This is a genomic window from Kitasatospora sp. NPDC051702, assembly GCF_040681575.1.
In the GTDB taxonomy this organism is placed as follows: Bacteria; Actinomycetota; Actinomycetes; order Streptomycetales; family Streptomycetaceae; genus Kitasatospora.
Genome location: NZ_JBFAZB010000020.1, coordinates 1 through 25409, shown reverse-complemented (window position 1 = coordinate 25409; position 25409 = coordinate 1). Strand labels below are relative to the sequence as shown.

The window sequence follows — 25409 nt, the reverse complement described above, 5'->3', positions numbered from 1 at the left end:
TCAGGGCTTGCGGTGGCGCCCCGGCGCCCGGCGCGGCTGCGCCGGCCAGGCCGACCGCACCACGCCGTCACCCTCGATGCCGTGCAGGATCCGCTGCGCCGCCGCATAGTCCTCGGCGACGGCCTCGGGCAGCCACTGGTAGCCGTCCCAGCGCACGATCAGCCGCGGCTGCGCCGGCGCCACGTGCGCGCCGCGCCCCCGGCCCGCGTCCCCGCCGCCGCGGCTGCTGTCGTGGATGCCGTCGCGGGTACCGCCGTGGCCGCCGTCGCCTTCGGTGACTCCGAGCCCCACGGCCCGCAACTGCCCGACGGGCCGCCGCCGTTGTTCCCGCCTCGCCGCCCACTGGGCCAGCGGCTCCTCCTCGTCCATCGCCCCAGTCTGGCCCCTCGACCCCGGTGAGGGGCAGCCGAATCACCCTCCCGAGCGACACCCCGACGCAGCCTGACGCACCGCCCGCGCCGACGGCCGCCGCCCTTCCCGGGCCTCACCCGGACCGGCCCGCACCGGGACGGCGCCGGGCCCGTCGGCGCGGCGCCGAAGGCCCGGCGGCCGACCCGGGGAGCCGTATCCTCGCCGAGTGGACCGGCTCAGCGCCCTCCGCGGGCTCCGGCCCGTCGAAGCACTCGAGGAGCAGCTCGCCGCGCAGGTCGTCCAACTCCTCGACCGCTCCCGCCAGTAGGGCCTGCACCCACGCTTCCAGGGATCCGTTCGCCAACGCGGCGTTCGGCACCCGGCTGACCGGTGGCGGCCCCATCACCTCCCACCCCGACCCGCCGTCCGCGCGGAACAGCAGCCGGTACCAGTAGGGCTGCCAGTACGGCTTCTTCAACGAGGATCAACTCCCGGTGTCGTCTCGGTCGGTGAGCCCCTCCGGGGCCGGCCGTGCGGAGCCGGACCGGCCCCGGAGGGGGTGGGGGCCGGACCGGAGCGCCGCGGGGGACGCTCCGGACCTGCTCGGCGCAGCCCGGACCCCGCCGGGCTCAGCCCGTGGGGCCGCTCGGTGCAGGGGCGAGCTCGGCGGCCAGCCTGCTCAGCTCCGGCCCGTACGCGGGGTCGGTCAGGGCGGCGGCGAACTGGGCCCGCAGGTAGGCGGCGGGGTTGCCGGTGTCGTACCAGGTGCCGTCGATGACCTGCCCGTAGACGGCGCGCCGGGCCGCGTACGCGTTGATGGCGTCGGTCAGGTAGACCTCGTCCTCCGGCTTCTCGTGCCACCGGCGGGTGAGGTCGCGGATCTCGTCGACGATGCCGGGGGTGATCACGTACCCGCCGATGGCCGCGAAGGAGGAGGGGGCGTCGACCGGCTTCGGCTTCTCGACCAGGCCGGCGATCCGCAGCGAGCCGTTCCCGAGGTCCTCCTTCACCACCGGCACGCCGTAGCGGTAGGAGTCCTCGGGCGCCATCGGCATGAGCGCGAGGACCGGCGCGTTGGTCTGCTCGTACGCCCGGATGAGCTGCTGCGCCCGGGGCACCTCGGCGACGAAGACGTCGTCCGGCCAGAGCACCAGGAACGGCTCGTCGCCGAAGTGCCGGGCGGCATTGAGGACCGGGGTGCCGTTGCCGTACGGGCCGTGCTGGTACAGGTAGCTGATGTGCCCCTTGCGGGACAGCTCCCCGATCTCCTCCACCGCGTCCGCGAAGGCGGCCTTGCCGTCGCGGCGCAGCTGCTCCACGAGGACGGGGTTGGGGCGGAAGTGTTCCTGGATCAGGCTCTTGTCACCCGAGACGACGATGGTGATGTCGGTGACCCCGGAGTCGACGAGCTCACGGACGGTGTGCTCGATGACGGGCTTGTCCCCGACGGGGAGCATCTCCTTCGGGGTCGCCTTGGTCATGGGCAGCAGACGGGAACCAAGGCCGGCGGCCGGGATGACGGCTCGGCGAATCGTCTTGGGAGCCATGTGACCCTCTCTCATGTGCGGTGGTAATGCGCCGTGTTGGCGCGAAGGCCGATCGACGCTACCAGCGATGGAGGCGTGATCGTTTTCGGTGGTCGTGCGGCGCCCCACACCCGACGCCGCACGTCGGAGGCCGCACGCCGGAGGCCCGAAGCGGGCCCGCGGGGTGGCGAGGGCCGCGGGGTCGGCGGGGCCGGAAGCCCGCAGGTGCCGGCCCGGAGCCGCCCCGCCCTGGGCATGCCAGGGGGCGCGCTTTAGCCCAGGCTGCTCCGCGGCGGCAACCCCGGCTCACCCGGGAGGCTTACGGCCCAGCGGAGTTGGACCGCATCGGGTGGTGCGCGGTGACCGGCCGCCGGAACGGTTCGTTGGGCGCTGCGGCGGGGCGTGCGCCTCCGGTGGCAAGGCGTCTGCCACCCCCGCCGCGCGGCCGGGCCACCGCCGGCCGCTTCACACCGCACTACCGATCCGAAGAGGTCCCGTCATGTCCGAACCCTCTGCCACGCCGCAGCTCCCGAGCAGCTCCACGGTCTCGGGCGCCGGCGCATCGGCCGGGCCCGCCGCGCCCAAGAGCCTGCTGGAGCAGATGCAGGAACTGCTCGCCTCGGTGACCGCGGACATCGCCGAGCTGCAGTCCGCCACCGCGGCCGGCTACCCCGCCGGCACGGACACCTCCGCCGCTCCGACCGCGCCGGGCGCCCGGTAGTCCGGAACCCCCTCCGCCGGTCCGCCCTCACCCGGCGGGCCGAGCCGGACCACGAGTATCGGTGAACCGCGACCGGCCGGCGCGGCCTCCCCCCGGCCCGGCCCTGCCGCACGCGCCGCCTCCTCGGCCCGGCTCGCCGCCTTCCGCAGCAGCCCGGTGAGGTCCTTGCACTCCGACACCGCGTCGACGCCGTCGATGCACGTCCAGTAGAGGCTCTCGGTGTCGGCGCCGCAGGCCAGCACCACCAGCGTCTCCCCGACGTCCCGCAGGAGCCCGTCGAGCTCCCCCAGGGCCGTGGCCGGGTCGCCCAGTTCGGTGAGGCGCCCGGCCCGCCCGCCGTTCAGCACCGCGGCCCTGACCACCGAGCGGTCCAGGCAGACCGCCGCGTGCGCGCCGGCCTCGGACAGCTGCTGGCCCAGACCGGTGAGCCCGTCGTCCTCCAGCTCCGCCAGCCGGGCTCCCACCGCCTCGGTGAGCAGCGCGGCCTGCCGCGCCTCGGCCAGGACGTCCGGTACGTGCCTGGCCTCGGCCAGGGCGTGCCGGGCCCTCCTGATCAGTCGCAACGCCTCCATGGCGGCCACTCCCCTCGCTCGCTGTCGCCGTGGGACCGGCGGCCGCCGGAGGGGCGGTCGTGCGGTCACGGCGAAAGCGTGCGGCGAAGCCGTCGGGCCCGCATCCAGGAATGCGGAAGCTGTGGAAAACTCCGGGGTTGTGGATGACTTCCGTCCCTCACAAGGGTTGGTCGCCCACGTCCGGGTTGACGTCCGACGGCTCGGTCGGCACCGGGAAGCGGGATTCGTTGCGCTCGATCTTGGCCGCGAGTGCCTCCAACGGGTCCACCCCGACGACCGTGCAGAACTGCACCAGGTACGCGAGGACGTCCGCGACCTCGTCCCGCACCCGGTGGGCGCGCTCCGGGTCGGACATCACCGCGGCCGCCTGCTCGGGCGTCAGCCACTGGAAGATCTCCAGCAGCTCCCCGGCCTCCACGCTCAGGGCCGCCGCCAGGTTCTTCGGGGTGTGGAAGGGCTCCCACCGCCTGGCCGCCGCGAAGTCCGACAGCCGCTGCCGGAGGCCCTCCATCGTCGGACCCGAGGGCGCCGGCGCCCCCGGCGATCCCGCGGGCTCCGGCGATCCAGCGGACCCCGGCAACCCCGGCGACGCCGCGGATCCCGCAGCACCCCCGGCCGCCTCAGCAGCCCCGGCCCCCGCAGCCCCGGCCGGCCCCGCCGGCCCCGTCACTCGTTCGTTCACCCGTCCAGGTCTACCTCATCCGCCGCCGCTCCCGCCGCGTCCCCCCGCCCGCACTGGGCCGGCACCCGGGCCGCCCCGGACCGCAGCACGGTGTGCCCGGAGTCCGGGTCGCGCCGGCACTCGACCAGCGCGGCCGCGCCCGCGCCCAGGTCGGCCGCGCCCAGCGCCTCCCGCGCCGCCGCCGGTTCCTGCAGCGCGGCCAGGACCCGCAGCTGGTTGCGTCCCGACATCTCCCGTGCGAGCCGCAGCAGCGAGGCGGTCTGCTCGGTGGAGAGCCCGGCCCCGAGGTCCTCGGCGAGCACGGTGAGCTGCCGGTGCGCCCAGGGCACCTCGGCGGCCGGGTCGAGGTCGAGCACGCCGGCGCCGGTGAGGAGCACGGCGGCGAAGGCGAGGTGGCGCAGCATCCCGTCGGAGGCCTGGTCGGCACCGGTGCGCCCGAGGACGCCCTCGTCGAAGACCGCGAGGACGCGCCGTTCCGGCCCTTCGCCGCGGTGCGCGAGGGCGAGCCCGAGCAGCGGGTGCGGGGCGGCGGACTGGACGACGCGCAGCAGCTGCCCGTAGCGCCGCGGGCACTCGCCGGCCAGCCGGGCGATGACGGCGGAGACGTTGGCCGCGTTGCTGCGCAGCCGGGCCTGCGGGTCGGGGCGGGCCCAGCCCCGCATGAGGGCGGGGACGGGGTGGACGGGGAAGACCTCGCGCAGGGCGGTGAGCAGGTCCTCCGCGGCGGCCAGGACCAGGCGTTCGCCCGGGGAGGAGCCGGCGACGCGCAGCGGGAGCTGCGCGCTGATCATGGTGCCGCTGGGGAAGGGCGCCCGGATGTCGCCCTGGCGGGTGTCGTTGTGCCAGCAGACGTTGACGCGCCGCTTGCGGACGTCCTGCTCGCCGGTGTCGACGAGGGTGCGGCCGTCCAGGGTGAGCGATTCGCGGGCGATCCGGACCGGGCCGTCGGTGCGCACGACGACGTCGAGCCGGATCCGGCCGTGCGGGGAGCGGACGGTGCAGCCGAGGATGATCGCGTCCCGCCCGTGCGGGACGCAGCCGGCGAGGCCGCCCCGGACGGGCTTGGCGAGGGGGCCGGTCCGGTCCGGCAGTCCGTCGAGGGAGCCGGCGACCTCCTCCCCGAGGGCGAGCCGGGAGAGCACGGCGAGGGCGTCGAGGGCGTTGGACTTGCCCACCCCCGCGGGCCCGTGCAGGACGGTGAGGGGGGCGAGCGGCAGGACGGCCCGCCGGTAGGACTTGAACGAGGTGAGCCGGAGCTCCTCGACCGTGGGGCGTGTTACGGGCGGCCGATCGGGCCCCGGGGCGCCCGGTCGGAGGTGGGCCGGCGCGGCGGGCCGGGTGGCGTCGCGGTTCACCCGTCGGACGTTAGCCGCAGCCCGGTCGGCAGAAACGTGCCTGCTCGGCAGATTCATCCCAACGTGGCGGACCCGCCCGGTCCGGTGACCGACCGCGCAGCGCCGGGCGGCCGCCGACCGCCAGCGCCAGCGCCTGCGCCTGCGCCTGCGCCGTCATCGACGGCGTGGGCCGCGCCGTCACCGGAGGCCTCGGCCGCGGCGTCCCGGCCCCGCACCGCTCAGCGCCGGTAGGCGGCCACCGTCACCGAGGCGGTGACCTCGACCGGGTCGGGCAGCCCGGCGAGGGCCTCGGCGAGCCGGCCGGGGTCGGTGTGCCAGGCGCTGGGACCCATGCCGACGACGGTGCGGACCTCGTCCGGGCCGAGCCGCAGGGTGAACTCGACCTGCCGCTGCCCGGCCGGGGTCAGGTGGGGGTTGAGCTTCTCGTCGATCCGCCGCTGCTTCTCCTCGTCGACCGACAGCAGCCCCAGCGCGTCGACGAGTTCGCGCAGGTGGCGCGAGGTGGGCGAGACCAGCAGCAGGGTGGCGCCGGGGCGCAGCACCCGGCGGATCTCGGGCCCGTTGCGGGGTGCGAAGACGTTGAGCATCAGCCCGGCGGAGGCGTCCCGCAGCGGCAGCGGCCGCCAGGCGTCGCAGACCACGGCGCCGATCCGGGGGTGGGCCCTGGCCGCGCGGCGCAGCGCGTACTTGGAGATGTCCAGGGCGGCGCCGGCGCGGTCGGGCAGGGCGTCGAGCACGTGGGCCAGGTAGTGGCCGGTGCCGGCCCCCAGGTCGGCGACGAGGCCGTCGGGGTCGGCGGCCCCGGCCTCCTCCGCGAGGGCCTCGGCGATGGGCCGGTAGTGGCCGGCGGCGAGGAAGTCGGCGCGGGCGGCGACCATCTCCGCGGTGTCACCGGTGCCGGTGTGGGCGTCGCCGGCGAGGAGGCTGACGTAGCCCTGCTTGGCGAGGTCGAAGCTGTGTCCGGCGGGGCAGCGCAGGGTGCGGTCGTGCCGGGTGAGGGCCTGCGCGCAGTGGGGGCAGGCCAGGTAGTGCTCGATGTCCTGCAGCAACGTTCCGTCTTCTCTCGCCGTTCGCCCCGCGCACCCGCGGACCCACGGGTCCCCGGACGCCCGGGGTCCTGCTGGCCCGGTGGCCCTGGGCAGCCAGCCTAGGCCCTCCGGGCCGACCGGGCCGGAGCCGTGCCCTCGCACCTGCCCGCCCCGGTTCCGTCTGCCCGGGGCGCCGGCGGCCCCGGGGCGACGACAGCGTGGCACCGCTCCCCCGACCGCTCCCCGACCGGGCTACCCGACTGGCTACCCGACCGGGATCCGCCCCCGCTCCGCCGCGACGCGCAGGGCGAGCGCGGCGAGCGCCTCGGGCGCACCGGCCCGGCCGCGGATGCCGGGGAAGGCGTTGACGTCGACGATGACGGGCTCCGCCGGGCCGTCGAGCAGGTCGACGCCGTAGACGTCGAGCCCGAACACCTCCCCGACGCGCAGGGCGAGCGCGGCCCGGTCGGCGGGCGGCTCCCAGTCCTCGGCCGGCCCCGACTTCCCCGAGCCGGAGGCGAGTTCGGACTGCCGGCGGGCCGCGAAGACCTGCCGGTCGACCACCCACAGCTTCTGGTCCCAGCCGGTCCCCGGGACGAAGGGCTGGGTGACGACGGGCTCGTCGGGCCAGCGCGCGGCGAGTTCGCGCAGCCGGTCGGGATCGTCGACCCGGGCGACCAGGTCGTGCCGCCTGCTGTGCCGGCTCTTGACCACGAACGGGTGGGCGGGGGCGACGAGTTCGGCCAGCCGGCCGGCGTCACCGGTGGCCGCGAAGGGGAGCCCGGCGCCGCGCGCGAGCTCGGCCATCCGCACCCGGTCCTGGCAGAGTTCGGTCGCCGCGGCCGAGTTGACGACGGGCGCACCGCGGCGCTCCAGCTCCCGGGCGAGCGCGAGTGCCTGCGGCGTGCGGGCCTTGAGCAGGTAGACGTCCGCCGACGCGTCCGCCGGTCCGGCGGGGTCGACGGCCAGCACCTCGTGCCGGCGCCCCAGCAGTGCGGCGGTCGCCGCGAGCACCGGGTGCCCGGGGTCGCCGGTGATCAGCCCGATCCTCATATCGCCCCGCCGAAGTCCCGACCGCCGAAGTCCCGGCCGCCGAAGTCACCACCGAACTCGCCGCCGAAGTCCCGGCCCGCGAACTCACCGCCGCCGAGGTCCACCCCGCCGAACCCGCCGCCGGCCGGTACCAGCGCCGGGGCGGGCGCCGAGACGGCCGTCCCGCTGCGCGCGAGCCGCAGCACCGCCCGGGCGACCCTGGACACCGCGTCGGGCACCTTGCGGAAGCTCGGGAAGTCGTTGATGTCCACGACCACCGGCCCGTCCGGTCCGAGCAGCACGTCGACGCCGTACAGGTCGAGTCCGAACACCTCGCCGACCTGCGCCGTGATCCGGGCGACCTCGGCGGGCAGCGGCACCTGTCGTTCGCGGACGCCCTGCCCGGGGTGGATCGGGGAGGAACGTTCCGTCGCGAAGAGCTCCCCGTCGACGCAGTACACCTTGAGGTCGGTACCGGAGTTGGGCACGTACGGCTGGGCGATCAGCAGCCCCTCGCCGGCGAGCTCGGGGCCGAGGTCGAGCAGGTGGTCGGGGCTGGTCACGAGCCGGACGGCGCGCCCGGAGCTGCCGTCGGCGGGCTTCACCACGAGCGGGTACTCGGCGGCGGGGATCTCGGCGAGCCGCTCCCAGCGGGCGGCGGCGTAGGTCACGGGGACGGGCAGGCCGCGGGTGCGGGCGATCACGGAGGCGAGCGCCTTGTCGCGGACGCTCCGGATGGAGCGGACGTCGTTGACGGTGGTGAGGCCGACGGCGGCCGCCGCCTCCAGCAGGGTGAGCCCGGGACCGCCGGACACCGTCTTGAGCACCCAGGCGTCGTGGCTGCCGGCCCGGACCGCCTCGGAGATCGCCATCAGCGAGTCACCGGGGCGCAGCACGTCCACGTGGTGTCCCCACTCGGTGAGCCGGCGCACCACGTCGAGCGGCATGCCGTCCTGCCGGTAGTGCTCCTCCACCAGAAAGCAGAGCCTCATGGGCCTGTCTTCCCCCCTTGCCTTGCCGAGTGCGGACGTCCGCCGTCCCCCTCCGGCAGTTGTGAAGGCATCAGCATGCCACGCGGTGTACACACAAGATCGCTGCGAGCCGGTAAGCGTTCGGCAACAATCGGGCTCCCGGCCCGGTCCCGGGCGGCGGGTGCCGGTCCGGGAGACGCGTGCGGACGGCGGCGGGCTCCGGGGACAAAGCGGTGGCGGCCCCGGCGGGCCCCCTGCTTGGATGCACGCCGTGACTTCTGCCGATCATGATCCCGACCGTTCCCTGCTCGACGCGATCGAGCGCTACTACGACGCCGTGCCGCGCAGCGCCGCACGGGCCGAGGACTTCGGCCCGCTGACCCTGTTCGTCCGCGAGGGCGCGGGCTGGCCTTACTACGCCCGCCCCACGCTCGGCCACCGGGGCCCGGCCGCCACCGCCGCGGACGTCCGGCGGGTACTGGGGCGTCAGCGCGAGCTGGGGCTGCCGGAGGCGTTCGAGTGGGTGGCCGAGCACGACCCCGCGCTGCGCGCCGCGGTGGAGGCCGCCGGGCTGGTGGTGCACGAGCACCCGCTGCTGGTGCTGGGCCCCGGGGACGAGCCGGCCCCGCTGCCCGGGCTGCCGGAGGGGACGCGGGTGCGGGTCCTGGCCGCGGACGCGCCGGAGCTGGCGTCCGCCGTCACCGTCCCGCACCTGGCGTTCGGCGACCCGGGCACCGGGGTGGGCACCGCCGGTGCGGCCGAGCTGGCCGAGGCCGTCGAGCGGATGGTCGCGGAGGGCGCGGTGGAGCGGATCGCGGGTCGGATCACCGCCGGCACCACCGTGCTGGCCGCCGCGCTGGCGGACGGTGCGGCGCTCTGCGCGGGCCAGCACAATCCGGTCGGCGCGGTCACGGAGGTGGCCGGGGTGGGAACGCTGCCGTCGGCGCGGCGGCGCGGGCTGGGCCTGGCGGTGACGGCCGCCCTGGTCGCGCACGCGCGGGCGAACGGCGTGCGGACGGTGTTCCTGTCCGCGGCCGACGAGGACGTCGCCCGGATCTACCGCCGGGCGGGGTTCCGCCCGTTCGCGACGGCCCTGATCGCCGAACCGGCCCCGGAGCGGTCCGGATCCTGACCTCCCCGGCCCCGGCGGCCGCAGAGGTCGATCGGGCCGCACGGGCCGGTCGGACGGCCGGCGGGGCGGTACCGCCCCGGGCGCGGGGCGGCCGGGACGGGGACCGAAGCGGCGGCGGAAGGACGGGGCGGGGCGGGGACGGCGACGGGGACGGCCGTCAGTCGTCGTCCTCGTCCTCCGCCCCGCTGACACCCTCCCCCTCGGCCTCGTCCACCACCCACGCCGACAGCCGCTCGGCGACGCCGGACACCCCGAGCCGGCCCTCCCGGATGGCCCGGGCGAGGCTGCGCACCTCGCGCGCGGTGGTGGCGACGGTGCAGCCGCTGGCGACCAGGTAGGCGTAGGCGACGGCCGTCGCGAAGAGTTCGTTGGTCTTCTCCAGGGCCGGCACCCGGATCAGCTGGTGCATCAGGGCGGCGGCGCGGTCCTGCGGTTCGGGGTAGACGTCGATGTCGAAGATCTCCGCCTGGTGCCGGGTGACGGCCGCGAGCAGTGATCCGTAGTCGGTGACCTGCGGGTCACCGGGGGTGTACTGCTCGGCGGTCATGAGCAGCCACGAGAGGTCGACCTCCAGTTTCAACGGCGCACGTCCTGCAGGTCGCCCGGCTCCCCGAACTCGGCGAGGAAGGCCGTCTCGTACTCCTTCATGAACTGGGCCGCCGCGTCGACGAAGGCCCGCCCCGCCTCGCCCATGTCCTGCTGGACCAGGCGCTCGATGTACTGGTTCATGCTGATCCCCTGCTGCTCCGCCCGTTCCCGGGCCATCTCGGCGGTCGTGGCGTCCACCCGGACGTTCAGCTGCTTCTTACCCATGAATCCCAAGCTAGCGCCGAAGTGCTAGCACAACAAGGGCGCGCGCACCGACGCCGCACGCCCCGAACGAGCCCCCCGCACCCCCGCACCCCCGCACCCCCGTAGGCCCCGAGACCCCGGCCGCCCGAGCACCCCCTGAACGCGCGACGGCCACGCCCGCGGCGAGGAGCCGCGGCCGTGGCCGCCCGGAGTCGGAACCGGAGTCGAACCCGGAGCCGGAACCGGAACCGGATCAGAACCGGGCCCGGATCAGAACTGGGTGCTGACCGTCACCCCGCTGAAGTCGGTGGCGGCGTACAGGCTCACGTAGCGGTACCCCGCGGTCGGGTTGGTCACCGTGATGCTCTGCGCGGTGCCCGGGTTGGTCGAGGAGGCGGTGAAGGCGTTCGGCGAGGCCCAGGTGTCCGCGTTGTAGTACAGGTACGCGGTGCCGGTGCCGCCGGACGTGGTGACCTTCAGCGTGCTGGTGCCGGCCGGCAGGTAGACGTACAGGTAGTCGAGGTTGCCGGCGGTGGCGGTGCGGCCGGCGCGCGAGCAGTTCTGGCCGAGCGCGTCGGCGCGCTGGTCGGTGCAGGCCGGCGGGGTGGTGGTGCCGGTCCCGGTGGTGACGGTGACGGAGGCCGGGGTGCTGGCGGTCCGGCCGGTGTCGTCGGTGACGGTCAGCGCGACGGTGTAGGTGCCCGCGGCGGCGTAGCCGTGCGACGGGTTCCGCTGGTCGGACGAGGTGCCGTCGCCGAAGGTCCAGTGCCAGCCGGTGATCCGGCCGGGGCCGGTCTGCACGGACCGGTCGGTCAGCGTGACGGTGGGTCCGCTGACGCTCTGGTCGAAGAGCGCGGTCGGGCCGGCCGCGTAGCAGGCGCCGCCGGCGCAGGCGTCGAGCCAGGCGTCGAAGTCGGCGTCGTAGCCGGTGCCGATCCCGTTGTAGACGGCGTAGCCGCCCGGGTAGTCGCCGGTGCGGAAGCGGCCGAGCATGGCCTGGACGTCCGCCGGGTGCTTCTCCACCATGTACCGGACGGCGAGGTAGCCCCACGGGTAGGTGCGCACCGTGTCCGAGTTGTCGTAGGTGTTCTGGAAGACGGTGCTGAGCTTGTAGGTGTGCTTGGCGGCCTCCGCCATCGCCTGGGTGTCGGTGGTGCCGCGGTAGGCGTAGGACTCGTACTCGGCGACGCCCTCGATCCACCAGATGTCGGGCACGGAGATCTCCGTGGAGAAGTTGCCCTTCATGTCGTAGATGCCGTCGAGGTAGTGCGTGTACTCGTGGTTGAGGTTCCACACGTTGGCGGTGAAGCCGTCGTTCCACGACTTCTGGTACATCACGCACACGGCCCGGTTGTTCGGGTCGGTCGGGTCCATGACGGTCTGGCCGCCGTTGTTGGTGGAGTTGCCGAAGATCGCCCAGGAGTAGGTCAGGTAGTCGGCCTGGTTGGCGAAGACCGCGAGGGTGAGGTCCTTGCCGTACGGGTTGACCGGCCCGCCGTCCTTCACCAGGTTGTGGAAGAAGGTGTCCTCACCGCGCAGGCTGGCGCAGACGGCGGCCAGGTCGGCGGGCGACAGCGCCTCGGTCTGGATGGTGCGGTTGTCGCAGACCAGTTGGGCGGGCAGCACGGCCGCGGTGAGCTTCGCCGGCAGGTCGCAGGTGCCGTAGTAGGAGCACTGGCCGGGGTCGAAGGCGTTGGCCTGGTAGGCGGTGTGGACGTACAGCGGGCCGGTGGGGCCGGTGATCCGGGAGGCGTCGAGCACCGCCTTGACCTGGCCCTTGACGGCGGCCTCGACGGCGGGGCCGTCGCCGGCCATCCGGCCGAGGTCGTTGCCGGCGTTGACGTCGAGGTAGGCGTTGGCGGTGCCCAGCAGGTCCTTGTGGTTGATCGCGAAGGAGCCCAGGGCGGTGCCGATGCTCGGGTCGGCGCTGACGGCCCGGACGAAGTCGGTGTTCCAGTTGCCCCGCCACAGTGGCGCGGACAGCACGGAGTTGACGGCCTTGAGCATCTTCGGGAAGGCGTTGTACGAGGCGTCGTAGCCGTTCAGCACCTGCTTGTAGACGCCCAGGTAGGAGCCCTGCAGGTTGGCGCTGTCGGTGAGGACCAGCACCTCGGCGAGCACCGCGCCGTTGTCGTCGGTGACGTCCGTCCAGTGCCGCCCCGCGAAGAAGGCGTCGAGTCCGGCCTTGCTGGCGGCGGTGAGCGCGGCGTCGTAGGGCCCGACCGCGCCCGCGTTGTTGGACTGCACGTAGTAGCCGGCCCGCAGGAAGAGCACGAGCTGGAGGATGCCGGCGGAGTTGTTCCCGGCGTAGGTCGCCGCCAGGCCCTGGTAGGCCTTGGCCACGGTGAGCATCTGCGGTTCCTTGAAGATCCGGCCCGCGTCGGCGCCGGTGACGTTGAACAGCGTGTTGACGCAGTCCGTGGTCGAGCTCTCGAGGAAGGAGACCAGGTCGGAGCCGCTGCGGCTGCCGAAGTCGGCCGGGGTGCAGGTCTGCGCGGCAGCGGCCGTTCCCGCGCCGGCGGCGGCCGCCTTCAACGCGCCGGCCTCCCCGCTCGCGTGGCGGGCGGCGGCCGCGGGTGCCTGCGGGCGGCCCGGGGCGGGCGCGGTCTGCACGGTGGTGCCGGCCGGCTGGCCCAGCACGGCCTGGCCGAGCAGCGCGGGCGGCAGCGGTGCGGCGGCGGGCGCCACGGCGGGCGCGACGGACTCAGCGGGGTCGGCCGTGAGGAAGGCGCCCAGCGGCTGGGGAACGGCGGTGGCGGCGCCGGTGCCGGTGCCCGCCGCCGGTGCGGCGGTGGACGGCCGGGCCGAGGGCCCGGGCGCGGCGAGCGCGGGGACCGGCAGCAGGGTCGCGGCGGTGGCACAGCCGGCGACGACGCCGGCCATGAGCGTGGGCAGGGGTATGCGAAGGCGCACTCTGGGGTCCTTCTCCGTGGGGGCGGTGACTGGACTACTGCCGAGGCATGGGGGAAGTCGACGTGATCCTGCCATCGGGCGCCGCGTCAGAACAATGTCACAGGTCATATGACATGAGGCGCGTCCGGCATAACACCGCCCCACCAGGGGCGTTCGGGGGGACGCCGGAACGAGGACCCGCCGCCCGGACCGCCCGCGGAACCGACCCGCACGCCCCGCCGGGCCCGCGACGGCCTACGGCCGGACCGGCCGGTACGTCCGCGCCGCCCAGGCCTGGAAGGTCGGCGAACCGGAGATCAGGTCCCGGTAGGCCGCGGCCGCCGCACCGAACAGCGTCTCCACCACCTCCCCGCTCACCCCCGCGGCCCGCCAGGCCAGCAGGTGGCGGACCCAGATCGGGGTCCCCGCGAGCGGCTTCACCAGCACCTCCGCCAGCGGGCGGGTGGTCGCCTGGACGACGGAGATGCCGAGCCCGGCGGCGATCATCTCCTGCAGCTCCAGCCGACCGCCGAGGAACTCGTGCACGGTCACCGGGGTGAAGCCCGCCGCGGCGCAGGCGCCGTAGAAGACGGCGTGCCAGCCGGCCCCGTCGTCGGGGGTGAGGAACCAGTCCTCCTCGGCCAGGTCCACCAGCGCGATCTCGGTGCGGTGCCGCAGCCGGTGGCCGGCCGGGAGCACCACGAAGGCCGGCTCGGTGACGATGCCGCGGTGCGCGACGGCCGGCGAGTGCCGCAGCTCCCGGCCGGGGTAGTCGACGGCGACGGCGGCCTCGGCGTCGCCCTGCTCCAGCAGCTCGACGATGTCGGAGGAGCGGTAGACGGAGCTCAGCGTGAAGCGCTGCTCGGGCCGCTGGTGCCGGGCCCGGGTGACCAGCCCGGGCAGGATCGGCGAGATCGTCGCGGCCAGCCGCAGCTCCTGGCGGACCGGCCCGTCGGGGGCCGTCGGGCGGCGGCCCAGGCAGTCGGCGCGGGTGAGCAGGTCGCGCGCGGCGGCGACCACCTCGACGCCGAAGCAGGTCGGTGCCACGCCGGCGGCCGTGCGCTCGAACAGCGGGGCGCCCAGGTGGCGCTCGATCCGGCGCAGCTGCGTACTGGTGGCCGGCTGCGAGGCACCGAGCAGGACGGCGGCCCGGCCGACGCTCCCGGTGTCGGCGATGGCGCACAGCACGCGCAGGTGCCGCAGTTCCAGCTCCATGACCCTCCCCCTCGCGCCCCGGCGGACGGCAGTGCAACAGCACACATGACATGTCGGCCGCTCACCTTCGCCCCGCGCGAATCGCCACGTCAAGCCCCTGCCGTGGCCCGGACGGCCGCACCGGCAGTCGCCTTTACCCGCGCATTGCGTCCCCCTGACCGGCCCCTGACCGGCCTCTGACCGGCCCCGGTCGGCCTCCGGCCCGCCGCCGGCCGGTCACGTCCCCCGGCACCCCGCCGACGGCGCGCCGTCACGGACCCCCGCCCCGACTCCCGGCCCCGGCCCCGGCCCCGGCCCCCGCACCGCACCGCACCGCCCGACGCCCCCCACCAGGACGAGTGAGACTTGAAGAGTCCTTCATCTTCCGGGACTCTGAACTCTCCTGAGCTTTCCGCGGAGCGGCACCGACCGGTGTGGAGGCCGGCAATGACAGCGATGTTCGACCAGGAGCTGCGCGAGCAGCTCGCCCAGGCCCGCCGGGACCTCGCGGCGGCCCGGGCCGAAGAGGACGCCGACGGCGTCGACGCTTACGAGGGCCGGATCGCCGGACTGCTCCGGCTCGCCGCCCAGCACGGGATCGACCTCCCGCACAGCGCCGACGAGGAGGAACGCAACGAACCCTGACGGCATCCCGCGCAGGGCACCCGACAAGGACGGAGGCGGCACCCGGAGGACCCCGGGCACCGCCTCGTCGTCATGTCGGACCGCGCCGACCGCGGGTCACTGCCCGGCCGGCTCCAGGATCGCGACGCACTCGAAGTGGTGCGTCATCGGGAACAGGTCGAAGGCCCGCAGGGACACCGGCCGGTAGCCGCCCTCGCGGAAGAACGCCAGGTCCCGGGCGAGCGCCGCGGGGTCGCAGGCGACGTACGCGATGCGGCGCGCCTCCAGGCCGACCAGGTGCGCGACGGTCTCCCGCCCGGCGCCGGAGCGCGGCGGGTCCAGGACGATCAGGTCGGTGGCGGTGATGCCGGTGCGCGGCAGCAGCGTCTCCACCCGGTCGCACTCGATCTGGACGTTGTCCAGCGCGGCCAGGTTGTGCCGGGCGTCGACCACGGCCTGCTTGGCGGACTCGATGCCGAGCACCGCGCCCTCCTCGCCGACCCGGTCGGCCAGCGCGCCCGCGAACAGGCCCACACCGCAGTACAGGTCGAGCGCGTTCTCGCCCCACTGCGGGTCCAGGCCGTCCAGGACGGCGTCGACCAGGGTGTCCGGCGCCTCGGGGTGGATCTGCCAGAAGCCGCCGTTGCTGACCCGCCAGGTCCGCCCGGCCGCCCGCTCGCGGACGAAGGAGCGCCCGTGCACGCGGTGCACGTCGCCCTGCTCGTCCACCCGGGCGATCGAGACCGGCTTGTCCAGCTCGACCAGCGGCAGCTGGGCGCCGGGGCGCGGGGTCAGCACGACCTGGCGGTCCGAGGAGCCGGTCGCGGCGAACACCTCGACCGAGGCGACGCCCGGCCAGTCCCGGCCCTCGACGCCCAGCTCGGTCACGCCCTCGGCGGCGATCAGGCAGCGGTCCACCGGCTGCACCTCGTGCGAGCGGTGCTTGCGCAGGCCGACCTTGCCGGTCTCCGCGTCCACCGCGTACTGCACCCGGGTGCGCCAGGCCGGAACCTGCCCGGCCGGGAGCTTGCCGCCGACCGGCTCGACGCTGCCGTCCCAGCCCGCCTCGGCCGGGGTGAGCCCGGCCAGCTTGGCCAGCTGCTCGGTGAGCACCTGGCCCTTGAGCTTGCGCTGCCCGCCGGGGGTGACGTGCTGCCAGTCGCAGCCGCCGCACTTGCCGGGCCCGGAGAACGGGCACGGCGGAGCGATCCGCTCCTTGGCGGGCTCCAGGACCTCGACGGCGTCGGCGCGCAGGAACCGGGACGTCGTGGTGCCCTCGGTGACCAGCGCGACCACCTTCTCGCCCGGCAGCGTGTGCCGGACGAACAGCACCCGGCCCTCGTGCCGGGCCACGCAGTGACCGCCGCCGTGCGCGACCGGGCCGACCTCGACCTCGTAGCGCTGCCCGACGAGCGGGTCACCGGACGGCGTCTCGGGCCGGGCCGCCCGGGCGGTGGTGCGCAGCGCCTTCGGCGGCCGCACGGCCTGCTTGCGCGGGGCCTTGCCCGACCCGCCCTTGCCGGCCGACCGGCCCGCCGCGTCCTTGCCCGCGGAGGCCTTACCTGCAGCGTCCCTGCCCGCGGCCGTCCGGCCCCCGCCCTGCGGCGAGGCGCCCTTGCCGGCCGCCGGGGAGCCCTTGCCCGCCGCGGCCGGGGCCGCAGCGGAGCCGCCACGGCCCGTCGACGGCTCCTGCGTCCGCTCGCCCGGGGCGAGCGGCGCGGTGCGCGCGGTGTACCCGTCGCGGTCGGTGGCCTCCGGACGGGACGGCTTGCCCCAGCGCGGCCGGGCTGCCTGCCCGGGCTGGGTGCCGCCCCGACGGGCGCCCTTGCCGGAGCCGCCGGAGGAACGGGGCGGATTGTTGCGGGTCACTGGGAGGAGTCCTTGCTGCGGTCGGAGGGGGCCCCGGTGCTCGGACCGGAGGCGACGGAATCCTTCGACTGTACGGCCTTCGGCGCCCGCGGCTCGCCACGGCGGACGGCACCCGGCGCGGACCAGGCCTTCTGCGGCTTGCGCCGCTCGGAGGACTCCAGCTGCCACGGCACCGAGGTGACCATCACGCCGGGCTTGAACAGCAGGCGCCCCTTGAGCCGAAGCGCGCTCTGGTTGTGCAGCAGGTGCTCGTACCAGTGGCCGACGACGTACTCGGGGATGTAGACCGACACCACGTCGCGCGGGCTGCTGCGGCGCAGGTTCTTGACGTAGTCCAGGACCGGACCGGTGATCTCTCGGAACGGCGAGTCCAGCACCTTGAGCGGCACCTCGATGCCGCGCTCGTCCCACTCCCGGCGCAGCGCCGCGGTGTCCTCCGGGTCGACGTTGACCGAGACGGCCTCCAGGGTGTGCGCACGGGCGAGCCGGGCGTAGGCCAGGGCGCGCAGCGCCGGCTTGTGCAGCTTGGAGACCAGCACGATGGCGTGCACCCGGGTGGGCAGCACCACGTCGTCGGGCTCCTCCGCGGCGGTGAGCTCGTGGGAGACCCGGTCGTAGTGGCGGCGGATGCCCTTCATCATCACGAACAGGACGACCATCGCCGCGATCGCGATCCAGGCGTGGCTGATCTTGGTGACCAGGACGACGATCAGCACGGCCATGGTCATCACCAGGCCGAAGGTGTTGATCGCCCGGCTGCGCTGCATGTGGCGGCGCTTGGCCGGGTCGGTCTCGGTGCGCAGCAGCCTGGTCCAGTGCCGGATCATGCCGGACTGGCTCATGTTGAAGGACACGAAGACGCCGACGATGTACAGCTGGATCAGCCGGTTCGGTTCGGCGTTGAAGGCGATGACGAACAGGATCGCGGCGATCGCCAGCAGGATGATGCCGTTGGAGAAGGCCAGCCGGTCACCGCGGGTGTGCAGCTGGCGCGGCAGGTAGCGGTCCTGGGCGAGGATCGAGCCGAGCACCGGGAAGCCGTTGAAGGCCGTGTTGGCGGCGAGCACCAGGATCAGGCCGGTGACGGCGGCGACGAAGTAGAAGCCGGGCGTGAAGTTGTTGAAGACGGCTTCGCTGATCTGGGCGAGCGCGGTCTTCTGGTGGTAGTCGGCCGAGGAGCCGACGAGCTGCTCGGCCGGGTTCTCGGCCATCTGGACGCCGGTGAGGCGGGCCAGCCAGATGATGCCCATGAACATCACGACGGCGATGCTGGCCATCATCAGCAGCGTGGTGGCGGCGTTCTTGCTCTTCGGCTTGCGGAAGGCCGGGACGCCGTTGGAGATCGCCTCCACGCCGGTGAGCGCGGCGCAGCCGGAGGAGAACGACTTGAGCAGCAGGAACACCATCGCGAAGCCGGCCAGCGAGTCGTTGCCCGGGGTCGCGGCGAGGTGGAAGCCGGAGCTCTCGGCGGGCATGTCCTGGCCCAGCACGAAGTGCCGGAAGACCCCGTAGCCGACCATGCCGATCACGCCGACCATGAAGGCGTAGGTCGGGACGGCGAAGGCGGAGCCGGACTCGCGCACACCGCGCAGGTTCATGCCCATCAGGATCACGACCACGACGACCGACAGGGTCAGCTCGTGGCCGCGCAGTGAGGGCACGGCGGAGACGACGTTGGCGACGCCCGAGGTGGTGGAGACGGCCACGGTGAGCACGTAGTCGACCATCAGGGCGCTCGCGACGACGAGGCCGGAGTTGGGCCCGTGGTTCACGGTGGCGACCTCGTAGTCGCCGCCGCCACTCGGATAGGCGTGGACGTTCTGCCGGTAGGAGGCGACCACGGCGAGCATCACGATGGCGACGACGAGGCCGATCTGCCACGAGAAGTGGATCGCCGAGGCGCCCGCCACGGACAGCGTGAGCAGGATTTCCTCGGGGGCGTACGCGACCGAGGAGAGCGCGTCCGAGGCGAAGACGGGCAGCGCGATCCGCTTGGGCAGAAGCGTTTCGCCCAGCTTGTCGCTGCGCAGGGCGCGCCCGATCAGGATGCGTTTCGGTAGGTCAGTCGGCATAGGCACGTTAAGGAATCGTAGGGGCTCCCGAGCAATGCTCCGCCGTTTGTCCCCCCCTTCGTCGCGACTGCGTACTACGGACCGGCTAGCGTGTCGGATACGAGCCGACGGGCAACACATGCGTTGCGGGGTCGGCGCCCCACGAGAACGCTCGTCCCGGGATGCCGGGCGGGAAAGGGAGATGAACGGTGTTTGCGCAGGTCAAGAACCCTACGGGACGGGTGAGGTAGCGCCGGTGCACATCGTCATCATGGGCTGCGGCCGCGTGGGCTCGGCCCTCGCGAGAGCTCTGGAGAAACAGGGCCACTCGGTGGCCGTCGTCGACCAGGACCCGACCGCGTTCCGTCGGCTGGGCGCCGGCTTCAACGGGCGCCGGGTGACCGGCGTCGGCTTCGACCAGGACACCCTGCGCGAGGCGGGCATCGAGGAGGCCGGCGCGTTCGCCGCGGTCTCCAGCGGCGACAACTCCAACATCATCGCGGCCCGGGTGGCCCGGGAGAACTTCGGCGTCGAGAACGTCGCGGCCCGGATCTACGACCCCCGCCGTGCCGAGGTCTACCAGCGGCTGGGCATCCCGACCGTGGCGACGGTCCGCTGGACCGCCGACCAGATGCTGCGCCGGCTGCTGCCGAGCGGCTCCGAGCCGCTGTGGCAGGACCCGAGCGGTGGCGTCCAGCTGGCCGAGGTCGCCTACGACCCGGCCTGGGTGGGCCGGCGCATCGGCCTCATGGAGGAGGCCTCGGGCGCCCGGGTGGCGTTCGTCACCCGGCTCGGCGAGGGCGTGCTGCCCACGCCCCAGATGGTGGTGCAGGAAGGCGACCTGGTGCACGTGATGCTGCGCCGGGGCGACCTGACGGCGGTCGAGGCCGCGTTCGCGCAGGGGCCGAAGGAGGAGGGTCACTGATGCGGGTCGCCATTGCCGGGGCCGGTGCCGTGGGCCGCTCGATCGCGGGCGAGCTGCTGGAGAACGGCCACGAGGTCCTGCTGATAGACAAGAACCCCAACTCCATCTCGGTGGAGCGGGTGCCGATGGCCGAGTGGCTGCTGGCCGACGCCTGCGAGATCACCTCGCTGGACGAGGCCGCCCTGCAGCGCTGCCACGTGGTGATCGCCGCGACCGGCGACGACAAGGTGAACCTGGTCGTCTCGCTGCTCGCCAAGACCGAGTACGCGGTGCCGCGGGTCGTCGCCCGGGTGAACAACCCGAAGAACGAGTGGCTCTTCAACGAGTCCTGGGGCGTGGACGTCGCCGTGTCCACCCCGCGCCTGATGTCCGCCCTGGTCGAGGAGGCGGTCAGCGTCGGCGACCTGGTCCGCCTGATGCGCTTCAGCCAGGGCAACGCCAACCTGGTCGAGCTGACCCTGGCGGCCGACACCGAGCTGGTCGGCACCCGGGTGGGCGACGTGGCCTGGCCGCAGGACACCGCCCTGGTGACGATCATCCGCGAGGGCCGGGTGCTGGTGCCGGGCAAGGACGACACCCTGGAGGGCGGCGACGAGCTGCTCTTCGTGGCCGCGCAGGAGCGCGAGGAGGAGCTCGAGGACCTGCTCTCGGCGACCTCCGGCGCCCAGTAGGGCCACCACGACGAGGGCGAGGGCCCGCACCCCGGTGGGTGCGGGCCCTCGCCCTCGGTCCGTCCGTCGCCGGCTAGCCGGCCGGCTCCTCGTCGTCGTCCAGCTGCGCCTTGATCGGCGGCGGCGCCTTCAGCAGGATCTGCCAGGTGACGTACATCGCCAGCAGCATCGGCGGGATGCCGAGGGCGACCTTCAGCCAGCCGAGCAGGTTGACGTTGTGGGTGAAGTACAGCGGGAACAGGACCACCGGCTTGAGGCCCATGATCACCACCCAGGCCCAGGTCGCCTTGGTGTAGGCGGCGAAGCGGCCCGGGTTCTCCTTGCGCCAGGTGAACATCTCGCCGGTGACCGGGCCGAGCATCACGCCGATCATCGGCCAGCGCACCAGGGCGGAGACCGCCAGGGCGATGCAGTAGGCGACGTTCCACAGCAGGCCGGGCAGGTAGAAGTCCTCGGCGCGGCCGCTCTTCATCGCGATCCAGGCGCCCAGGGCGACGCCGAACACCCCGCTGAAGGCGTGCTGGACGGTCTCCCGCCGGGCCAGCCTGGTCACCACGAACACCGCGCACAGGGCCAGCGCCGCCCAGGCGGCGGAGCTGACCTGGTGGGTGATGTTGTACGTGACGATGAAGACCAGGCCGGGCAGCGTCATGTCGATCATGCCGCGCACGCCGCCGAAGGCCTGCAGGACGGTGTCGGCGGCCTCCTTGGAGGCGGCGGCCTTGCGGGCCGCCTCCTCGGCCTCGCTGAGCACGACGGCCTCGCGGACGGCCGCACCCGCCTCGTCCACGCCGTGCGGCGCGGTCGACGCGTGGTGGGCGGCGGCCAGGTCGAGCTGGGCGGCGGACTCGCCGCCGGGCTGGTTGCTCACGCTCATTCGCTCCCGTGTCCGACCGGACGCAGCTCGTAGCGGGGGTTGAACAGCACGCGGCGCCCGCGTGCGTGACTGATCCGGCCGCTGGCGACCAGCCGGCGGCCCGGCTCTATGCCCGCGATCGAGCGGCGGCCGAGCCAGACCACGTCCAGCGCCTCGGTGCCGTCGAAGAGTTCGGCCTCCAGGGCCGGCACCCCCGCCCGCGGGCGCAGGGTCACCGTGCGCAGCGTGCCCGCCACGGTGACCAGCTCGCGGTCCGAGCACCCGGCGATCGGCGTGCAGCCCGATTCCGCCGCGCTCTCCTGGCGCAGCTCCTCGGCCTGCAGCTCCTCGGCCGAGGAGGTCAGCCGGCTGAGCATGCGGCGGAAACGCCCCTGCGGCTGGTCGCTGCTGTTGTCACCACTCATGTCGGAAGGGTACCGGTTTCCGTGCCCCCGGCGGCAGGCCGTGCGGCCGCCGGGGGAGCCCGTGGTCAGCCCTCGAACCGGTACCCCATGCCCGGTTCGGTGATGAAGTGGCGCGGGTGGGAGGGGTCGCGCTCCAGCTTCCGGCGCAGCTGCGCGAGGTAGACCCGCAGGTAGTTGGTCTCCGTGCGGTAGGCCGGGCCCCACACCTCCTGCAGCAGCTGGGTCTGGCTGACCAGCCGGCCGGCGTTGCGGACCAGCACCTCCAGCAGGTGCCACTCGGTCGGAGTGAGGCGGACGTCGGTGCCGTCCCGGTTGACCTTCTTCGCCGCGAGGTCGACGGTGAAGCTCTCGGTGACCACCAGGGAGTCGTCCTCGCCGGCGACCGGCTCGGCCCGGCGCACCGCGGCGCGCATCCGGGCCAGCAGCTCGTCCATGCCGAACGGCTTGGTGACGTAGTCGTCGGCGCCGGCGTCCAGGGCCTCGACCTTCTCGTCCGAGGCGTGCCGGGCCGACAGCACGATGATCGGCACCCTGGTCCAGCCGCGCAGACCGCGGATCACCTCGACGCCGTCCATGTCGGGCAGGCCGAGGTCGAGCACGACGACGTCCGGATGGCGCGCCGCGGCCAGCTCCAGGGCGCTCGCGCCGTCATGGGCCGCGTCGACCTCGTACTTGCGGGCCTTGAGGTTGATCACCAGCGCGCGGACGATCTGCGGTTCGTCGTCCACGACGAGGACCCGGGTCATGTGCGGGCTCCGCCTTTCGGGGCTGTCGGACTTGGGACTGGGGTACTGGGGTACTGCGCTGCGGAGGTTCCGGGGGGCACCGGAACGCAGGGGCCGCGGGGTGCGGCGCCGGCGGTCACGTGATCAGCCGCGAGAGCGGATCCCGGCCGTCGCCGACCGCCTCCGCCGGATCCGGCGGGCGCTCGGCGGCGGGCAGGCTGACGACCATGGTCAGGCCGCCGCCCGGGGTGTCCTCGGCGGTGACGGTGCCGTCCATCGCCTCGACGAAGCCGCGCGCCACCGCCAGCCCGAGGCCCACCCCGGCGCCGCGCGGCGCGTCCCCGTAGCGCTGGAACGGCGCGAAGATCCGCTCCTTGGCGTCCTCGGGCACGCCAGGGCCGCGGTCGACGATCCGCAGCTCGACCCGGCCCGGCCCGCCCGGCTGCTGCAGGGCGTCGGCCTTGACCAGGACCTTCACACCGTCCGGGCTGTACTTGACGGCGTTCTCGACCAGGTTCGCCAGCGAGCGCTCCAGCAGGCCGCCGTCGGCCCGGATCATCGGCAGCGTCTCGGGCACGTCCAGGCGCACGGCCTCCGGCGGCACCCCGCCGAGCGCGAACGGCACCACCTCGTCCAGGTCGGTCTCCTGGATCAGCGGGGTGACGGTACCGGTCTGCAGCCGGCTCATGTCCAGCAGGTTGTTGATCAGGTGGTCGAGCCGGTCGGCCCCGGCCTCGATGCCGGCCAACAGCTCCGCCTCGTCCTCCGGGTCCCACTCCACGTCGGCCGAACGCAGCGAGCTGACGGAGGCCTTGATGCCGGCCAGCGGGGTGCGCAGATCGTGCGAGACGGCGGCCAGCAGGGCGGTGCGGATCCGGTTGCCCTCCGCCTCCCGGCGCGCGGCGACGGCCTCCCTCGCCAGCCGGCGACGCTCCAGCACCACGGCGGCCTGCGCCGCGAAGGCGCCCAGCAGGCGCCGGTCCGCCCCCGGCAGCACCCGGCCGCGCAGCACCAGTGCCAGGCTGTCCCCGACGGGGACGTCCACGTCGGCCTCCTCCGGCCGCTCCGGCGGCCGCGGGCCCGCGGCCGCCACCGTCGCCCAGGGGGCGAGCGGCTCCGGGCGCTCCAGCAGCGCCGCGCTCTCCTGCCCGAAGGTCTCCCGCACCTGCTCCATCAGGGCGGTCAGCACGCCGTCCCCGTTCGGCGCACCGCGCAGCACCGTCCCGGCCAGGGCGCTGAGCGTCTGTGCCTCCGTCTGGCTGCGGGCCGCCTGGTGGGTGCGCCGGGCCGCCAGGTCCACCACCGAGGCGACCGAGATGCCGACCACCGTGAATATCGCCACCGCCATGATGTTCTGCGGCTCGTTGATCGTGAAGGTGTGCAGCGGCGGCGTGAAGTAGTAGTTCAGCACCGACGAGCCGACCAGTGCCGAGGCGATCGCCGGCAGCAGCCCGCCGACCAGCGCCGCGCACACCGTCAGGGCCAGGAACAGCAGCATGTCGGTGGAGAGGCCCAGCCCGCCGACGGCGTTCAGCACCAGGGCCAGCACCGGCGGGCCGGCGAGCCCGATCAGCCAGCCTGCGATCGTCCGGGACCGCCCCAGGTCGGTGATCCGGCGCACCGGCACCCGGCCGCGCCCGTGCCCGGCGTGCTCGTGGGTGACCATGTGGACGTCGATGTCGCCGGCCTCCCGGGTCACCGTGGTGCCCACGCCCGGCCCGTAGAGGTACTGCCAGGCCGGCCGGCGGCTGGTGCCCAGCACGATCTGGGTCGCGTTCACCCCCCGGGCGAAGTCCAGCAGCCCGCCGGCCGGATCGTCGCCCAGCACCGCGTGGAACGTCCCGCCGAGGCTCTCCACCAGCGCCCGCTGCTCGATCAGCGCCTGCGGAGACCCGGACCCGGAGAGCCCGTCCGAACGTGAGATGTGGACCGCGAGCAGCTCGCCCCCGGAGACCCTCGCCGCGATCCGGGCCGCGCGGCGGATCAGCGTCGCACCCTCCGGACCGCCGGTCAGGCCGACCACGATCCGCTCCCGCGCCTGCCAGGTCCCCTCGATGCCCTGCTCGGCCCGGTACTTCTGCAGGTACTCGTCCACCCGGTCGGCCGTCCACAGCAGCGCCAGTTCGCGCAGCGCGGTCAGGTTCCCGGGGCGGAAGTAGTTCGCCAGGGCGGCGTCGATCTTCTCCGGCGCGTACACGTTGCCGTGCGCCAGCCTGCGCCGCAGCGCCTGCGGGGACATGTCGACCAGCTCGATCTGGTCGGCCCGGCGGACCACCTCGTCCGGCACGGTCTCCCGCTGGCGCACCCCGGTGATGCCCTCGACGGCGTCGCCCAGCGACTCCAGGTGCTGGATGTTGACGGTGGAGATCACGTCGATGCCGGCCGCCAGCAGCTCCTCCACGTCCTGCCAGCGCTTCGCGTGGCGGCAGCCGGGGACGTTGGTGTGCGGCAGCTCGTCCACCAGCGCCACCTGCGGACGGCGGGCCAGCACGGCGTCCACGTCCATCTCCGTGAACACGGCCCCGCGGTGCGCCACCTGCCGCCGCGGCACGACCTCCAGCCCGTCCACGAGCTCCGCGGTCCGCAGCCTGCCGTGGTCCTCCACGAAGGCGACCACGACGTCCGTGCCACGCTGCCGGCGCCGGTGCGCCTCGGCGAGCATGGCGTACGTCTTGCCGACCCCGGGGGCAGCCCCGAGGTAGATGCGCAGCCTGCCTCGTCCCATGAGCACCATTCTTGATCCGGACCTGCCCGGCAGCCACCCCCGGACACCTGTTCCCCTCCCTGCGAGACTACGGCGTGAGCGGCGGATTTCCGCTGATCCGTGCACTGATCACGCGGTTTTAGCGGCATATTGACGGCGCCCGGCCCCTCGCCGGGGAGCGGGCGCAGGTGCCCGGGAAACCGTCCGGGAAACGCGAAGAACCCCCGCCGGATATCCCGGCGGGGGTTCTTCGTGAATGATTGTTCGGCGGCGTCCTACTCTCCCACAGGGTCCCCCCTGCAGTACCATCG

At 74.2% G+C, this 25409-nt stretch carries 23 protein-coding genes; 5 read left to right on the top strand and 18 right to left on the bottom strand.

All coding sequences use genetic code 11. The features are described 5' to 3' along the window. Positions 1-369, bottom strand: a complete 369-nt coding sequence (locus tag AB0N04_RS18485) for a DUF6087 family protein (protein WP_360211624.1) — start codon at positions 367-369, stop codon at positions 1-3. Positions 370-980: 611 nt separating this feature from the next. Then, on the bottom strand, positions 981-1898 hold the full coding sequence (locus AB0N04_RS18480) for a UTP--glucose-1-phosphate uridylyltransferase (RefSeq protein WP_360211626.1): 918 nt from the start codon (positions 1896-1898) through the stop codon (positions 981-983). A gap of 478 nt (positions 1899-2376) precedes the next feature. Here AB0N04_RS18480 and AB0N04_RS18475 point away from each other — a divergent pair, with 478 nt between their 5' ends. Beyond that, on the top strand, positions 2377-2598 hold the full coding sequence (locus AB0N04_RS18475) for a hypothetical protein (RefSeq protein ID WP_360211628.1): 222 nt from the start codon (positions 2377-2379) through the stop codon (positions 2596-2598). On the opposite strand, the gene AB0N04_RS18470 is transcribed toward AB0N04_RS18475, so the two are convergent. The 6 genes from AB0N04_RS18470 to AB0N04_RS18445 form a co-directional block, all read right to left on the bottom strand. Next, the gene (locus tag AB0N04_RS18470) at positions 2544-3170 is read right to left on the bottom strand and encodes a DUF6099 family protein (RefSeq protein WP_360211630.1); all 627 of its coding nucleotides are present in this window, start codon (positions 3168-3170) and stop codon (positions 2544-2546) included. The two genes, AB0N04_RS18475 and AB0N04_RS18470, sit on opposite strands and share 55 nt — an antisense overlap. A 157-nt stretch (positions 3171-3327) precedes the next feature. Beyond that, positions 3328-3681 carry a nucleotide pyrophosphohydrolase gene (locus AB0N04_RS18465; RefSeq protein ID WP_360211632.1) on the bottom strand — a complete coding sequence of 118 codons (354 nt, stop codon included), beginning with the start codon at positions 3679-3681 and terminating at the stop codon, positions 3328-3330. A gap of 167 nt (positions 3682-3848) precedes the next feature. Then, a complete protein-coding gene (locus AB0N04_RS18460; RefSeq protein ID WP_360211634.1) occupies positions 3849-5207 on the bottom strand; it encodes an ATP-binding protein in 1359 nt (452 codons plus the stop codon). A gap of 218 nt (positions 5208-5425) precedes the next feature. Continuing rightward, positions 5426-6256, bottom strand: a complete 831-nt coding sequence (locus AB0N04_RS18455; RefSeq protein WP_360211636.1) for a putative RNA methyltransferase — start codon at positions 6254-6256, stop codon at positions 5426-5428. A gap of 243 nt (positions 6257-6499) precedes the next feature. Continuing rightward, positions 6500-7288: an alpha-L-glutamate ligase gene (locus AB0N04_RS18450; RefSeq protein WP_360211637.1), complete on the bottom strand. Its 789-nt coding sequence runs from the start codon at positions 7286-7288 to the stop codon at positions 6500-6502. Further along, a complete protein-coding gene (locus tag AB0N04_RS18445; RefSeq protein WP_360211639.1) occupies positions 7285-8259 on the bottom strand; it encodes an ATP-grasp domain-containing protein in 975 nt (324 codons plus the stop codon). Before AB0N04_RS18445 ends, AB0N04_RS18450 begins: the two co-directional genes overlap by 4 nt. A gap of 250 nt (positions 8260-8509) precedes the next feature. Between AB0N04_RS18445 and AB0N04_RS18440 the strand changes: the two genes are divergently transcribed. Beyond that, positions 8510-9370, top strand: coding sequence for a GNAT family N-acetyltransferase (locus AB0N04_RS18440; RefSeq protein WP_360211641.1), 861 nt, complete (start codon positions 8510-8512; stop codon positions 9368-9370). A 157-nt stretch (positions 9371-9527) separates the two neighbouring features. Here AB0N04_RS18440 and AB0N04_RS18435 read toward each other — a convergent pair whose 3' ends face one another. From AB0N04_RS18435 to AB0N04_RS18420, 4 genes are all read right to left on the bottom strand, one after another. Beyond that, the gene (locus AB0N04_RS18435) at positions 9528-9950 is read right to left on the bottom strand and encodes a fic family toxin-antitoxin system, toxin component (protein ID WP_360211643.1); all 423 of its coding nucleotides are present in this window, start codon (positions 9948-9950) and stop codon (positions 9528-9530) included. Continuing rightward, entirely contained in the window at positions 9947-10183 is a 237-nt protein-coding gene (locus AB0N04_RS18430; protein WP_360211645.1) for a toxin-antitoxin system HicB family antitoxin, read from the bottom strand. Before AB0N04_RS18430 ends, AB0N04_RS18435 begins: the two co-directional genes overlap by 4 nt. 249 nt (positions 10184-10432) lie before the next feature. Further along, positions 10433-13075, bottom strand: coding sequence for a collagenase (locus tag AB0N04_RS18425; RefSeq protein WP_360211647.1), 2643 nt, complete (start codon positions 13073-13075; stop codon positions 10433-10435). Between the two features lie 234 nt (positions 13076-13309). Beyond that, entirely contained in the window at positions 13310-14269 is a 960-nt protein-coding gene (locus AB0N04_RS18420) for a LysR family transcriptional regulator (RefSeq protein ID WP_360211649.1), read from the bottom strand. A gap of 426 nt (positions 14270-14695) precedes the next feature. Between AB0N04_RS18420 and AB0N04_RS18415 the strand changes: the two genes are divergently transcribed. Further along, a complete protein-coding gene (locus tag AB0N04_RS18415) occupies positions 14696-14893 on the top strand; it encodes a hypothetical protein (RefSeq protein ID WP_360211651.1) in 198 nt (65 codons plus the stop codon). Between the two features lie 96 nt (positions 14894-14989). Here the strand turns inward: AB0N04_RS18415 and AB0N04_RS18410 are convergent, their stop codons facing one another. Further along, positions 14990-16336 (bottom strand): class I SAM-dependent RNA methyltransferase, encoded by a 1347-nt coding sequence (locus tag AB0N04_RS18410; protein WP_360211669.1) that lies wholly within the window; start codon positions 16334-16336, stop codon positions 14990-14992. A 401-nt stretch (positions 16337-16737) separates the two neighbouring features. After that, positions 16738-18819, bottom strand: coding sequence for an APC family permease (locus AB0N04_RS18405; RefSeq protein WP_360211653.1), 2082 nt, complete (start codon positions 18817-18819; stop codon positions 16738-16740). 229 nt (positions 18820-19048) lie between these two features. On the opposite strand from AB0N04_RS18405, the gene AB0N04_RS18400 reads away from it, so the two are divergent. Both AB0N04_RS18400 and AB0N04_RS18395 read left to right on the top strand, forming a co-directional pair. Next, complete coding sequence (locus tag AB0N04_RS18400) at positions 19049-19717, top strand: TrkA family potassium uptake protein (RefSeq protein WP_360211655.1); 669 nt, start codon at positions 19049-19051, stop codon at positions 19715-19717. Further along, positions 19717-20388 carry a TrkA family potassium uptake protein gene (locus AB0N04_RS18395; RefSeq protein ID WP_218206906.1) on the top strand — a complete coding sequence of 224 codons (672 nt, stop codon included), beginning with the start codon at positions 19717-19719 and terminating at the stop codon, positions 20386-20388. Before AB0N04_RS18400 ends, AB0N04_RS18395 begins: the two co-directional genes overlap by 1 nt. A 73-nt stretch (positions 20389-20461) precedes the next feature. Here the strand turns inward: AB0N04_RS18395 and AB0N04_RS18390 are convergent, their stop codons facing one another. The 4 genes from AB0N04_RS18390 to AB0N04_RS18375 all read right to left on the bottom strand — a co-directional run bounded on the left by AB0N04_RS18390 (position 20462) and on the right by AB0N04_RS18375 (position 25119). Further along, positions 20462-21259, bottom strand: a complete 798-nt coding sequence (locus AB0N04_RS18390) for a DUF3159 domain-containing protein (RefSeq protein WP_360211657.1) — start codon at positions 21257-21259, stop codon at positions 20462-20464. A 2-nt stretch (positions 21260-21261) separates the two neighbouring features. Further along, positions 21262-21669, bottom strand: coding sequence for an OB-fold nucleic acid binding domain-containing protein (locus AB0N04_RS18385; RefSeq protein ID WP_360211659.1), 408 nt, complete (start codon positions 21667-21669; stop codon positions 21262-21264). A 65-nt stretch (positions 21670-21734) separates the two neighbouring features. Beyond that, a complete protein-coding gene (locus AB0N04_RS18380) occupies positions 21735-22415 on the bottom strand; it encodes a response regulator (RefSeq protein WP_350749961.1) in 681 nt (226 codons plus the stop codon). Between the two features lie 115 nt (positions 22416-22530). Then, positions 22531-25119 (bottom strand): sensor histidine kinase KdpD, encoded by a 2589-nt coding sequence (locus AB0N04_RS18375; RefSeq protein WP_360211661.1) that lies wholly within the window; start codon positions 25117-25119, stop codon positions 22531-22533. Positions 25120-25409: the final 290 nt, after the last annotated feature.